General features: G+C 67.3%; 10 protein-coding genes. 1 reads left to right on the top strand and 9 read right to left on the bottom strand.

The features are described 5' to 3' along the window. Positions 1–3,455: 3,455 nt before the first annotated feature. From Ato02nite_RS44975 to rpmH, 9 genes are all read right to left on the bottom strand, one after another. Positions 3,456–3,962, bottom strand: a complete 507-nt coding sequence (locus tag Ato02nite_RS44975; RefSeq protein WP_213012852.1) for a DinB family protein — start codon at positions 3,960–3,962, stop codon at positions 3,456–3,458. 338 nt (positions 3,963–4,300) lie between these two features. Beyond that, a complete protein-coding gene (locus tag Ato02nite_RS44970) occupies positions 4,301–5,326 on the bottom strand; it encodes a ParB/RepB/Spo0J family partition protein (RefSeq protein WP_213012851.1) in 1,026 nt (341 codons plus the stop codon). Further along, entirely contained in the window at positions 5,323–6,639 is a 1,317-nt protein-coding gene (locus Ato02nite_RS52760) for a ParA family protein (RefSeq protein WP_281419900.1), read from the bottom strand. The genes Ato02nite_RS44970 and Ato02nite_RS52760 overlap by 4 nt, the downstream gene beginning before the upstream one ends. Before the next feature lie 1,134 nt (positions 6,640–7,773). Further along, positions 7,774–8,514 (bottom strand): 16S rRNA (guanine(527)-N(7))-methyltransferase RsmG, encoded by a 741-nt coding sequence (gene rsmG / locus Ato02nite_RS44960; RefSeq protein WP_246608119.1) that lies wholly within the window; start codon positions 8,512–8,514, stop codon positions 7,774–7,776. Positions 8,515–8,807: 293 nt separating this feature from the next. Beyond that, complete coding sequence (locus tag Ato02nite_RS44955; protein WP_213012849.1) at positions 8,808–9,380, bottom strand: Jag family protein; 573 nt, start codon at positions 9,378–9,380, stop codon at positions 8,808–8,810. Between the two features lie 119 nt (positions 9,381–9,499). Further along, complete coding sequence (gene yidC, locus Ato02nite_RS44950; protein WP_213012848.1) at positions 9,500–10,534, bottom strand: membrane protein insertase YidC; 1,035 nt, start codon at positions 10,532–10,534, stop codon at positions 9,500–9,502. Between the two features lies 1 nt (position 10,535). Beyond that, positions 10,536–10,793 (bottom strand): membrane protein insertion efficiency factor YidD, encoded by a 258-nt coding sequence (gene yidD, locus Ato02nite_RS44945; RefSeq protein WP_438873117.1) that lies wholly within the window; start codon positions 10,791–10,793, stop codon positions 10,536–10,538. After that, entirely contained in the window at positions 10,793–11,146 is a 354-nt protein-coding gene (gene rnpA / locus Ato02nite_RS44940; RefSeq protein WP_213012847.1) for a ribonuclease P protein component, read from the bottom strand. Before rnpA ends, yidD begins: the two co-directional genes overlap by 1 nt. A gap of 34 nt (positions 11,147–11,180) precedes the next feature. Continuing rightward, complete coding sequence (rpmH, locus tag Ato02nite_RS44935; RefSeq protein WP_071803970.1) at positions 11,181–11,318, bottom strand: 50S ribosomal protein L34; 138 nt, start codon at positions 11,316–11,318, stop codon at positions 11,181–11,183. Between the two features lie 587 nt (positions 11,319–11,905). Here rpmH and dnaA point away from each other — a divergent pair. Continuing rightward, positions 11,906–13,699, top strand: a complete 1,794-nt coding sequence (gene dnaA / locus Ato02nite_RS44930) for a chromosomal replication initiator protein DnaA (RefSeq protein ID WP_213012846.1) — start codon at positions 11,906–11,908, stop codon at positions 13,697–13,699. Positions 13,700–13,962: the final 263 nt, after the last annotated feature.

Genomic DNA, 13,962 nt, shown 5'->3' with positions numbered 1-13,962 from the left:
TCTCCGGTCTCCGGTCTCCGGAGGATTCTGGGTGAACGTTTCCCGTGAAACAAGCGGTGCGGCAGTGGGCTCCGACCACTCAGGCCTCTGTGCCCAGTAGAGGCTTCAGAGGAAGCCCAACCAATAGGGCAGCAGTCTTTCGCACGATTTTGGTATGCGATGGCGTCGTCCAGCAGGCGGCCTAGGGAACCACCAGCCCAAAAGAAGCGGGGCGTGATCGTTAGATCTTCTGCCGTGTCCGGGCGGCGAGGCCGCTCCGAACCCACCGCCCGGAAGAAGAATTGGCCGGGTCCGTTCCAACTGCGCGGGCGTCCTGGGTAGCTATGGCGAACTCGAGCGAACCCCGAACACGAGTGGGAGCAAGCCGGAACCAATGAATCTGCCGCGCCCAATGCCACCGCCGGCTTGGCATCCGAGCCTGTCCGGAGCGAGACCTTCGACTGTCCTGAACAACTTGGCCTGCGCGCACATCAGTTCCAAGCGGACTACAGACGGCAGGAGGGAGACAGCGCAGACATCGGGGTTGTAGCTAAGGGACACTCGCAACCGTCCTTGCGATGATGCCCCGTGGGCTTACGCCATATCGGCCGGCGACCGGATGCACCGGCGGTTCCGAAGGAGCCGCGAAGACGGCGCGCTCGATCAGGCCGGCGCCGATCTGCTGGGCACGACCGCCTCCTGGACGGCGCGGCGTCGGGGGCGTGTATTAGGACGGTCAAGAGTCGAGGCCCTCGTCGGCAAACTCGATGGCAGTGAAGAGGAATCTCCGGTGATGGCGAGAGCCCACTCCCTGGAGATTGAGCACGGCATCGGCAACGGCCGCGGTGCGGAGGGATTAGCCGCTCTTGGTCGAGCAACCGGTCTTCGGCTTGGCCGAACCGAACTCGCTCTGCGGCGAACCGGTCGCATCCCGCGCCTCTCCTGCCGATCGCCGTGGTGCCGGAAGATTCGCCCAGTGCTGAACACAGGCGACGACCGTGATTGGAGCCCGAGCGATTCTCAGTCGCTTGGTGGCTGTGTTTGGCGACGACCAACCACGCTCGTGGTTTGACGTCTGGTCAGCCTGGCTCAACGCAAAAGCAAGGCCGACCGGATCACGGCCGACTCGACTCAGCCTCATAGGCCGGGGCCCCCGGGTGGGATGGAGACGTCGGGCCGAGTCGGCATCGCGGTCCTGCCACCGCCGAGCCATCGATCCGGCTTCCGTCGCGGAGTCGCACCTTTCCTGTCGCCTGGTGCCTTGCCCCAGTTTCGAGAGCCTCTGTTTCACGTGAAACAGAGATGCAAGGCAGGCGCAGAACGAACGGGACGGCGGACATGACCGCCAGCCAACATTGAGGTCTGGCAAGAAGCAGGCTCGGCATCGAGTGTCGGAGATGGTGCCGCCGCGCTCCCCAATCCCAGACCTCGCTTTCCCGCATCCCGCTCACTCCTTCGCTCCTCTCCCGCTCTGCTGACTTGCGCCCATCCCGCTGCCCCCTCAGTTCACTCGCGGCTATCTCGCGACCGGCGCCGGCTAAATTTCCACGGACCACTCTGACGTAGCACCAGTCGCGCTCGCCTCACCACCGACACCCGGCCGCGGTGGCATCCGCTCGCGCTGACCTTGCTTGGGTCTTCGTTGTCCTCGCTCTTCGAACGCCCTGCGCTTTGCCTGCCCAACCGGCTTCGCTGTCCCTTCGCCGAGCCTCCTCTTTGCCGCGCCGTTCTATCAGGGCTTCCACTTCCAGCCCGACTGGGTTACAGCTCGGCCGACCCGTTGCGCCGGTCGTGCTGGCCGCTCCTCATCTCCGGCTGGCGTGCTTGAGCGCATCCCACGAATGGCCAATACGGATCGCGGCCCGGGGTAGGCGGATTCCAGCGACTGCTCCTCCGGGCTAGCGACTGATCGCTGCGTCCGCGGACGCCTGCGGCTTGATCCGGAGACCCGACCAATCAGGCGGGGCGCGGCGTACAACCAAGGGCGTTCGTCGAATCTTCTGATGCGCTGTTTCACGTGAAACAGCGCCCGACGCCCGACGCCCGACGCCCGATGATGATCAAGCCGATGGCTCCGACGGGTGGCGCCGCCAAACCGATCACGGACCGGGAGGCACCCACCGCCAGAAGCCGCAGCCCGTTCGCGGGCGATGGCAGAGCCTTCGTGGCGAGCAGACAGCGGCGGAGGGGTTCTCGTCCTTGCCGGCTGTCCGAGTCGGCCGTCGACAGCCTGGGGCAACGCCTTCCTTCTGCCCGACCATGACCTTGGCCCGCTCGAGGAACCACCTCAGGTCGGCAACGACCCCAGAACTCCGTGCTTCGGCGCCCGGGTGCCGCGGCGGCGTCCAGGTCGAGCGTGTCGGTGTGGGGCAGATCCAGCCCTCAGTTGCTGGGAGGCCGTCGAGTAGGTAACCAAAGCGTTCCGGCACTCCGTCGGTTGGCTTGGCTCCAAAGACCGACCGCTGGGCGCGCCCCGACTCGACGAACCCTTCTGAACCGCACGCTGGGACTCGCGATGAAGCGCAGACCTATGCCAGCGCGACCAGACGTTCAGATGTGCTCCACCTGCTCCCAGCGATCGGTTCAGTCTGCGAGTCCGCGTACCCCGCTCATACGATCCGGATGTGCTGCCGGCGCCCGAGCACCGTCGGGAACGCGCAACTGCAGCGGTCTGCATCCCGACCATCACATGCCGGCAGGGAACCATCCACGGTGCAGGCGCCGTCCGAGGCACCGCAGCTGATCGGGGCTTGGCACGGAACGCGAAACCTCGTACCCGAACGTGCGCGGATTCGCCTCGGTCTTCGTCGCGCCGCTCAAGTTGCTTTTACCCGCTGTTTCACGTGAAACATCAGCAGCCACTTGGTCGGCGCCGACCATGGAACAGAACGGAAAACGGCGACAGGCTCACCCCGACGATCTCCGGGTCCGGTCCGTGCGAGCACACCTCTCGCTTCGCAAAGTCCGACTTCGTTCACGACCACCGAGTTGACCTCGATGCCGGGAGCCACGGAGGGCCGCACTCTCCTGCGGGAACAGGAGGCGAGATCGTGCTCTGGTCCAGGCCGCCTCGCCAGAAGCGCGGGCGGCAGCAACGGCCGCTCAATAGCCCAGTGTTGGAGCCGACACCCGCCACTCAACAGCCCGAACTGGCGCGCGGGAGTCCCTGAGAAGCCGACCCACGCGAGGTACCAAGTCGCGCAGTCAGTCGGGGAATCCGACGGAGCGGTGTCCTGCCCACCAGGAGGCGGAGCAGGGCAGCGGCACTCAGCCGCGTTCCAGCCGACCCACCCCGCACCGCAAGAAGGCCAAGCTGGGGGACCAACGGCAAAGACGCCGATTCGCGCGTTCCAGCAAAGCTGCAAGGCCGGGGGACGCCGCCCCACGGCCCAACGCGCAGCCCTCCTCACCCTGACGACGAATGCTCAGGCCCAAGCCTTGAGAGCCGCCAAGGTCGGCAACCGGCCAAACCAGAATCAGGCGCCGACTGTGCCGTCGACTCCCTCTCGTAGGAAGTCGGCGTGGCCGTTGTGCCGGGCGTATTCGTGGATCATGTGCAGCATCACGAAGCGAAGGGACACGTCCTCGCCCCAGCGGGGCTGGTGGCCCATGACGTCCAGTGACTCGGCGCCGGCCTCGATCTCGCGTGCCTTTGTCACCTCGGCCTCCCACACCGAGAAGGCCTCAGCTCTGGTCGAGCTCGTGGCGTCGTACGCCGCCTGGAAGTCTCCTTCCGCGGACCACACCAGAGGCACGTCCTCTCCGCCGATCACCCGCCGGAACCAGGTTCGCTCGACCTCGGCCATGTGCCGGACCAAGCCCAGCAGAGTAAGCGTCGACGGCGGCATGGACCGGGATCGCAAATCTTCGTCGGTAAGCGCTTCGCACTTCATGGCTAGCGTCGCTCGATGGAAGTCGAGGAACACGCGAAGCATCTCGCGCTCGCTCCCACTCCGTGGCGGGTCCGGCCGCTCAACAACCATCTGCTTCTCCTAAAGAGGTCAACATCTCTACATATCTATGACGACATCAAGACGCCATGGCGGCGCTCATTCAACAAGATCCAGGGCGGCCACGCACACCCTTCGATGGTGATCAACATCAAGCAGGGAAGGGTGTCCGTTTCGGTTCTGTCAGAGCCATTCTCCTGGGATTTCTGGAGGGGTGAGATTCGGGTCTGGGGACGAATCAGAAGGCCCTCAAAACGGGATAAGGCCGACCATCGTCTGTGAAGCTGAGAAAGGCTTCCAAACAGCAAGAAAGGCACGTGACCGAGTCACGTGCCTTTGCCAGGGAACCAAAAGGAACCCGAAGCGAGTTGTCACTCCTCCTCGGCGCCCGAACCCTCTTCCTCGACCCCGATCATCCCGACGATCCGCTCAAGGTCATCGACCGTGGCGAACTCGATGGTGATCTTCCCCTTGTTCCGACCGATGTCGACTTTCACTCGGGTGTCGAAGCGGTCGGACAGCCGATCCGCCAACTCGTTCAGCGCCGGCGCGTGCACCTTCGCCCGTCGGGTCGGAGCCGCCTTCTTCGCCGGTCCGTCCGACAGCGCCAGCGAAACCAGCTCCTCGGTGGCGCGCACCGAAAGGCCCTCGGCCACGATCCGCAGCGCGAGCTTTTCCTGAGCGTCGCCGTCGTCCAGGCCGAGCAGCGCTCGCGCGTGCCCCGCCGACAACACCCCGGCGGCCACCCGCCGCTGCACCGGAGCCGGCAGGTTCAACAACCGGATGGTGTTGGAGATCTGCGGCCGGCTCCGCCCTATGCGCCGAGCCAGCTCCTCGTGCGTAGCCCCGAACTCCTCGAGCAGCTGCTGATAGGCCGCCGCCTCTTCCAGCGGGTTCAGGTTCGCCCGGTGGATGTTCTCCAGCAGCGCGTCCCGCAGCATCGCGTCGTCGCGGGTCTCCCGGATGATCGCCGGAATGGTCTCCCGGCCGATCGCCTGCGCGGCCCGCCACCGGCGCTCACCCATGACGAGTTCATAGCGGCCGTCGCCGAGATCGCGCACGACGATCGGCTGCAGGAAGCCAACCTCGGTGATCGACGTCTTGAGCTCCTCCAGCGCTTCCTCGTCGAACACGTGCCGCGGCTGCTTGGCGTTCGGCTCGATCGCGGTGACCGACAGCTCGGCGAAGCGGGCTCCGGGAACCGGCGCCAACCCGTCCGAATCGTGGGGCGGCAGAGGCGAGGGAGCGACGTCCTCGAACGACGGCGCCGCGGGCGGCGGGATCGGCGCCGACGAGGGCGCGACCGGTGGCGAAGAGGTATCGACGGCCGGAGCCGGAGCCGTCGGGATCAACGCGCCCAGGCCGCGGCCCAGGCCGCCCCGTGGACGGTTCTTCATGCCGTTCCTCCTGTGCTGACGCCACGCATCGCGATCTCCAGGGCGGCCTCGAAGTAGCTGGTCGCGCCCCTTGATCCGGGATCGTAGGTCATCACGGATTGGCCGTAGCTCGGAGCCTCCGACACGCGGACGTTCCGGGGGATGACGGCGTTCAGCACCTTGGTACCGAAGTGGTTGCGCACGTCCTGCTCGACAGCATCGGCCAACCGGGTACGCCGGTCGTACATGGTCAGCAGGATGGTGGAGACGTCGAGCGTCGGGTTCAGGTGCTGCCGTACGAGATTGATGTTGTTGATCAGTTGATTCAGGCCCTCAAGCGCGTAGTACTCGCATTGAATCGGGATCAGCACCTCCTGCGCAGCGCAGAGTGCGTTGACCGTCAGCAGGCCGAGCGACGGCGGGCAGTCGATGAAGACGTAGTCGAACTTCTCCGGGTGCGCGGCGATCGCCCGGGCCAACCGAGATTCGCGCGCGACCACCGACACCAGCTCGATCTCCGCGCCCGCGAGGTCGATCGTGGCCGGCACGCAGTAGAGGTTCGGAATGCCCTCGACCGGCTGGGCAACCTCGGACAGCGGCACATTGTCGATCAGACAGTCGTAAACGTCCGGGACGCCGGCGTGGTGCGGCACGTTGAGACCGGTGGAGGCGTTGCCCTGCGGGTCGAGGTCGACGACGAGCACACGGTTACCGTGCAGCGCCAGGGCGACCGCGAGGTTCACGGTCGTGGTCGTCTTGCCGACGCCGCCCTTCTGATTCGCGACGCAGAGCACCCTCGGGTGGTCCGGACGCGGCATGGTGATTTCGCCGCTCGGGTTGAGGATCTGCACAGCTCGCAACGCTTCCATGGCGAGCGGCGGATCGTCTTCATCCTGGCCCGGCGTTTCACGTGAAACATGCTCGTCAGCGTCGAGCGTGACGCTCGCGGGACCGAATGAGGGACCCGCCGGAGCCACCGGCCCACCCGATGTCGGCGCCACAGCGCCGTCTGAGGTGGGTGCAATGGGTACGCCCGACGTGGGAGCAGAAGGCGCCGGCGCGGCGGACACCGGAACCGGCGACGAAACGGCCGGAGGTGCTGACCGCGGCGCGGGCGCCGGAGAACGACGCGGCTCCTCCGGACCCGGCTTCGGCGCAGGCGTGCCATAAACCTGCCCAGCGGAGGCTTGCGGCAAATGTCCGCTTCCTACGCGCGGCGATGGCACGCCCTGATCAAGCGTGTACGCACCAGCAGGCCCGACATGACCCACTCCCGAGGGCCAACCAGGCCCGAGAGACGACTCGGTTTCACGTGAAACACCGAACTCATGCACCGTTTTATCCCTGTTGGTGAGGAACGGGTCAGTAGGCGACTCGCGCGTTCCGGAAGTAGGAGACCGGTCCACACTATCGACGCCCGGCCAGCCTACGGCCGTCGGGCGAGCCTCGCCACGGCCGTCCGCCTGATGAGGCCCGTGCAACGCCGGCAGATCGTCCACGGGCGGTGCCGCAAAGACCATCAAGCCCGGCACCAGCCGCAACGCAGCGCCGTGATCCGGCGGGTCCACCTCCCGCGTTTCCCCTTCAAAGTCCCCCAAAACCCCGCCGCCCGAGCGTTCGACTCCCTCTGACTGCCGCGACTCCCGCAGAGAGAGCTTTTCCGGCGTACGCGTCGGAGCAGTCCCGCCCTCAGACTCAATCCCTGGCTCGATCTCCGAAGAGCCGTCCGATACGCGCGCGGGAGCGGTCCAGCCCTCAGACAAAATCGCCGTCTCCGGGTCCACGTCCAGACCCGGGTCCACGTCCAGACCCAGGCCTGGGTCCGGGTCTGGGTCTGAGTCGGGGTCCGAAAAGCGTCTCGGTGTACGCCTCGGAGCAGTGCCGTCATCCGGCGCAGGCACGGCTTCCGTCTCCGAGGAGCCTTCCAGCATTCCGCCCGAACCCCGAACAGCGGAGTCCGCGCCGGGCCTCATCCCAACACCGGCGGGGCCCTCAAATCCGACCCCAGCACCACAGGACGTCGTCCCCACGGAACCCGGAGACTCCACACCACCACGAACGGGCACCGGCAGAACCCAGGCGACTGGCCCAGAAGCCGGTGGCCGTCCTGCACCCACCTCGGCCCGTCGACCCGGCGCACCCTGGCCAGGCAGCCGTCCCCCGGGCGGCGCTGAGACTCGCGGTCCACCGGTTGGGCCGGCGAGAGCTCCAGGACCGGCGTGGGGCCCGGCGCGATCCGAGCCCGAAGCACGCCGGCCGGACGAAGGACCGGCGTTCACCGCCAAGACCGGCCCGGCCGAAGCCTCCCCGGTTCGGGGTCGCGGACGAGGTGACGGACGACGACCGGGCGGGACCGGCTCATCGGCGATCGAGGGCTCACCGGTCCCCGAGGACGGCGCGGCGAGATCAGCAACCTGATCGGGACGTCGGTTCTTGACGTTTCTCTTCCGCGCGCCCCGCCTGGCCATCTATCCCCTCCGCGTTCTCCCTCGCCCGGACCCTCGCCCGCCGGCCCTGCCACCGGCACCGCGCCCCGGCCCCGCCGCCCGGCCGGACGGCGGCTTCGGTCCCGAAGGCACGGGCACGACCTCACGCTCCTTGACGATCTCCACGACCGTCGTGGGCGGGTCGATCAGACCCGTCCCGCACAGCCGGAGAACCGGTTCACCCCCGCCAAGTTCGGCGACGACCGCCCGGTGCTCCGCAATCTCGTCCTCGGCCGACGCGCCCTTGAGCGCAAGCAACCTCCCGCCGACCGCCGCCAGCGGAAGGCACCACCCGGCCAGCCGATCGAGCGGCGCCACCGCCCGCGCGGTGACCACATCGGCACCGGCCGCCGCACTGCCCACCACGTCGTCGGCGCGGCCTCGAACTACCGTCACGGCTGAGAGACCGAGTTCGGTCACCGCTTCGGTCAGGAAGGCAGTACGTCGTGCCAGCGGCTCGACCAGGGCGATCCGAAGATCTGGCCGCACCACTGCAAGCACGATACCGGGCAAACCAGCGCCAGACCCCACGTCAACCACCGAAGCACCTATAGGGATCATTTCGGACAGAACGGCACAATTCACCAAGTGCCGTTCCCAGATGCGCGGGGCCTCTCGCGGCCCGATCAAACCCCGAACCACCCCGTCCGTGACCAGCAGCCGGGCAAAGGCCACCGCAAGATCAAAACGATCCCCGAAGAGCCGGCGCGCCACATCCTCAATTTCCTCAGGAGGAACGCCAGCGCCAGCAGGCGCGGCCCCGGAAGCAGGCGCGGTCGCCGAAGCAGGCTGGTCAGAAGGATCCGGGGAAGCGGGCGACACCGGCGCGGTCGACGGCTTGCCCTTTCGGGAAAAGGCCGGCGCCGACGAGGCAGATCGAGCGGCCGCGGACGACCGGCCAGGAAACGCAAGGGGCCGGCGTGCGCCGGACGAGGGGCGGCCCGGGAAAGACGACGGCCCGGGCGACGACTCGCCCGGGCCGAGGTCACCCGCGCCGTAGCGGGGATCAGTCATCGTCAGTCGGCCGCCCGCACCACGATCCGGCGGTTGGGCTCGACGCCCTCCGACTCGCTCTGCACGCCGGTGATCGCGTTGACCACGTCGTGCACGCACTTGCGCTCGAACGCCGACATCGGCTCGAGGCGCACCGGGTCACCGTGTTCCTTGACCTTCTCGACGGCGTTGCGCGCGACGGCGGCCAGCTCCTTGCGACGGGAGGCACGGTAGCCGCCGATGTCGAGGAGCAGCCGGCTCGGCGTACCGGTGGCCCGGAAGATCGCCAGGCGGGTGAGCTCCTGCAGCGCCTCCAGGGTCGCTCCGCGCTGGCCGACGAGCGGCTGCAGCCGACCACCGACCACCTCGACCATCGGCCGGCCGCCCGATATCAGCTCGTCGATGTCGCCGTCGTAGTCGAGGATGTCCAGCAGCCCCTCGACATAATCGGCAGCGATCTCGCTCTGCCGGAACAGGTCACTCTCGGACGTGACGGTCTCCGACTTCTTGGTCTCCTCTGACGTCTCCGCCGAGGCCGGAGCCTCGGACGACGTCGCTTCGGAGACCGAAGATTCGGGAGTGCTGGTGTCGGTCACGGTCTCATCTCCGTACTCAATCGGGCCGGACCTGCTCGGTCCGCTGTTCCCGCGGCGGCGCCCGCGGGGAGGTTCAGTGCAAGGGGAGCGCTCGGGCGCCGTTGGCGCCCGAGCCGCGATCATCCCTTGGGTTTACTCGCTGGTCGGGTGCCCTTCTTCGGATTCACCGGTTTGGCACCGGGCCGCGGGCCCAACTTCTTGGTGTCGACGACCGGGGTCTCCGGCTCGGCCTGCGCCTTGTTGCGGCCGAACAGGCCACCGGTGCGGCCGGCGGGCTGAACCGGGCTCTTCGGCGAATTCGAGCCGGACGCCTTGACCGGGGGGCCGCTGCTCTTGGGCGCGCTGCCGTTCTTGCCGGCCATCGGCGGCGGCGGGAACTTGCGGAGCACCCACTGCTGCTGGGCCAGCGTGAACAGGTTGTTCGTGACCCAGTAGATGATCACACCGATCGGGAACAGCGAACCGGAGATGAGCAGCGACAGCGGGATGCCGTACAGCATCAGGCGCTGGATCATCTTCTGCTGCGGGTCCTCGGCCCAGCCGGTCTTGAGGATCATCTGGCGGCTGGTCGCGTAGGTGGTGCCCATCATGATCAGGACCAGGATGCCGGCGATGACCTTCACGGTGGTGCTGTTGGCCTGCAGCGCGCTGAGCTCGTCCGCGGTCGACCCGAACTTCGACGCCAGCGGCGCGTTGAACAGCGACGCGTGGGTGGCGTCCCGGAACTGCTCGGTGGTCCACCCGTACAGCGTGGTCTGGGTGTTCGAGGGGTTCAGCCGGCGCAGGGTGTGGAACAGGCCCAGGAAGACGGGGATCTGCAAGAACATCGGAAGGCAGCCCATCAGCGGGTTGGCCTTCTCCGTCTTGTAGAGCTCCATCATTTCTTTCTGGAGCGTCTCCCGGTCACCCTTGTGCTTCTCCTGAAGGGCCTTGACCTTGGGCTGCAGCGCCTGCATGGCGCGCTGGCTCTTGATCTGCTTGACGAAGACCGGGAAGAGGATGACGCGAACCGTCACCACCAGAAAGACGATGGCCAGCACCCAGGACCAGTTGGTCCCGAGGAACTTGTCGGTCGGGATTCCGATTGCGTCCCACAAGGCGTGCCAGCGCAGGAGGATCCACGAAATCGCGTAGTAGATCCAGTCGAGGCTCAATTCAAGCTCCAGTCACATCGGCAGGACGGTGACGGATCGGGTCAGGCACCGGGTCGTACCCGCCAGGGTGGAAGGGGTGACAGCGCATGATCCGCCAGACCGTCAACCCTGTCCCTCGCACCGCACCGTGCTTGGCCAGCGCCTCCAGGCCGTACGCACTGCACGAGGGATAGAACCGACAGCGGGCCGGCAGCGCCGGACTCACATAACGACGGTACGCGACGACCACCGCGGTCAGCATTCGGGCAAGAACGCTCATCACTGCCGCCTTGGTTTACGCGCCGCCGCCAGGGCCGCCTCTAGGTCGCCGCCGAGCGTCGCGAACGACGCCTCGGCTGCCTTAGGCAACGCCCGCACCACCAGCGACGACCCGTCGGGCAGGTCGGTCAGGAGCGGCCGGACCAGGTGGCGGAGCCGGCGGCGGACCTTGTTGCGGACCACCGCGTTGCCGACCGCCTTGGATACGACGAAGCCGGCGCGTGCCGTGGAGGCTCGCACCGGCTCCTCAAGAAGCAGATGAACCACAACCGTGCCCCGGCCGACTCTGCGGCCACCGCGAATCGTTGCGGCGAAGTCAGTGCTCCGCCGCATGCGCTGCGCGGCGGCCAGCATGACTACCTGGGGATCGGGCCCGACAGCCGCCGGCTCAGGCCGACAGCTTGCCGCGGCCCTTGGAGCGGCGGGAGGCGAGGATGGCGCGGCCTGCACGGGTGCGCATCCGCAGCCGGAAGCCGTGGGTCTTGGCACGCCGGCGGTTGTTCGGCTGGTAGGTGCGCTTGCTCACGTCATTACTCCTGTATTCCTACAACGTCCAGGGGGGCATCAAGCTGCAAGACGCCACTTTATCAGAACGCGGCGGAGCAACCGCCCGACCCTACGCAGGCCAGCGATGCTGGTCAACAATATCGTGGCGCGGCACGCCGACGGACAAGATCGCCAACTCGTCTTTCTGCGCGCCCAGTGAATCTTTTCCGCTCGGGGGCGCTTGCCCGGCGGTGCGACAGTTGTAGCTTCGGCGACCTCGCTGTTAGCGTGCCCGTTTGCTGGTCATCAGCGCTCTGTGCATACCACGACGTACCGGAGCAAAACCGGACAAGCAGGTCAATCGTTCGGCACGGTGAGCCTGTTTCATCCGTGCCGTTTCCAGGCTCCGGGATGCCCTGCCGACCGTCCGTTCGGGGGAGTGACCGCCAGCGCGTGCACAGGTTGTGGATAACCTGTGGACAACCGGTGGCGTCAAGCGTGTTCAGCACGTTAAATGTGGTGCTGGATTGGGGGGATGTCGTCGCCCGAGTTGGGCGGCGGCTGAGCAGAGGCGGTTAGACCGGACAAGGTCCACCGGGGGTCGGTGGCGATGGGGGTGGCGCGGCGGTGGCCGATCAGGCTGACCTGAGCGGTGTGTGGAAGGCGACGCTCGACGAGCTGGCCGACGAGATCTCGTCGCCGCAGCAGCGCGCCTATCTACAGCTGACGAAGCTGCGCGCCATCGTGGAGGACACCGCGCTCCTGGCCGTCCCGGACGCCTTCACCCGGGACGTGATCGAGTCCCGGCTGCGCCCCGCGATCACCGAGGCGCTGAGCCGCCGGCTGAACCGGCCGATACAGGTCGCCGTCACCGTGAAGCCCCCGGAGGACGGAACGGGCATGCCCGGCACCGTCTACGGCACCCCGGTCGAGCAGCCCGTCGAGGAGCCGCAGCCCCGGCACTACGCCGAGACCGAGCCGCGGCACCCGGAACAGCTCCCCGCGTACGGTCACGACCCGTACGCCGACAGCCAGCGGCCCGCCCCACCGTCGTACCGGAATGTGCCGACCGCCCGCGGTGACCAGGAGGCGCTCTTCGCCGACCCGGCCCCGGCGGCGCCCCACCATCCCGCGCCGATGCAGTCGATGCCGACCATGCAGCCGATGCAATCGCCGCCGCAGGCGCCGGCCGCCCGTGGCGGACCGGACCGCGAGGCCGATACCGCTCCGCACCGGATGTCGGGCAACTCAGGTCAGATGCGCGACAACTCGCGCCGGCCCGACGACCGCCCGACGCTGGTCGACGACGCGCTGCCGATCCGCGGCGACAACGGTCCCGGCCGGGCGCCGCTCGACATCCGCCCGTCCAGCAATCCGCGCGGCACGAACGACGGCAACCGGCTCAATCCGAAGTACATGTTCGAGACGTTCGTCATCGGATCCTCGAACCGTTTCGCGCACGCCGCCGCGGTGGCCGTCGCCGAATCGCCGGCGAAGGCCTACAACCCGCTCTTCATCTACGGCAGCTCCGGTCTCGGCAAGACCCACCTGCTGCACGCGATCGGTCATTACGCCACCACGCTGGGTCACGCGCGAAGCGTCCGATATGTGTCCACTGAGGAATTCACCAACGACTTCATCAACAGCCTGCGGGACGACAAGACCCAGGCGTTCCAGCGGCGCTACCGCGACGTCGACATCCTGCTGATCGACGACATCCAGTTCCTGGAGAACCGCGAGCGCACCCAGGAAGAGTTCTTCCACACCTTCAATACGCTGCACAACGCCAACAAGCAGATCGTCATCAGTTCCGACCGCAGCCCGCGGCAACTGGCCACACTGGAAGATCGCATGCGGACCCGCTTCGAATGGGGCCTGCTCGCCGACATCCAGCCGCCCGACCTGGAGACGCGGATCGCGATCCTCCAGAAGAAGGCCGCGCAGGAACGGATGTACGCCCCCGACGACGTCCTCGAATTCATCGCGAGCCGGGTGTCCAACTCGATCCGCGAACTCGAGGGCGCCCTCATCCGGGTGACCGCCTTCGCCAGCCTCACCCGCTCAGCGGTGCAGCTTTCCCTGGCCGAAGAGGTCCTTCGCGACTTCATGCCGGACGGCGCCGGCCCGGAAATCACCGCCGACCAGATCATGGTCTCCACCGCCGACTATTTCGGCGTGAGCCTGGAGGACCTCCGCGGCCATTCCCGCAGCCGGGTGCTCGTCAATGCCCGCCAGGTGGCGATGTATCTCTGTCGCGAGCTCACCGACCTCTCCCTGCCCCGGATCGGGCAGGCCTTCGGCGGCCGCGACCACACCACGGTCATGCACGCCGACCGCAAGATCCGTCAGCACATGGCCGAGCGTCGCTCGCTCTACAACCAGATCGCCGAGCTGACCAACCGCATCAAGCAGAACACCTAAACCTTTCGCGTACGGGGCAGCGCAGTCCCCAACCGCACCTTCACCGTTCCCTGCCGCGCACTTCGGGCGCCGCGTTCCCGCGCGCCCCGGTGCGGCGCCGCCGGGCGGAGCGTTCCCGCACGCGAGTCGGGCCCCGTGGTTACCCACAGGAGGCCACAAGCCTCGACACCCAGAAGAGTGGCGTTTTGGGGTTTTCCATACCTTTTCCCACAGCCTGTGTATAACTGCCCGACTGTCCTCGTTCGTGTCGGGCCGACCCCCAT

Origin of the sequence: Paractinoplanes toevensis, from assembly GCF_018332695.1 — a bacterium.
Lineage (GTDB): Bacteria > Actinomycetota > Actinomycetes > Mycobacteriales > Micromonosporaceae > Actinoplanes > Actinoplanes toevensis.
Note: the sequence above shows the minus strand (reverse complement) of the source record. Positions and strands in the feature narration are given on the sequence as shown.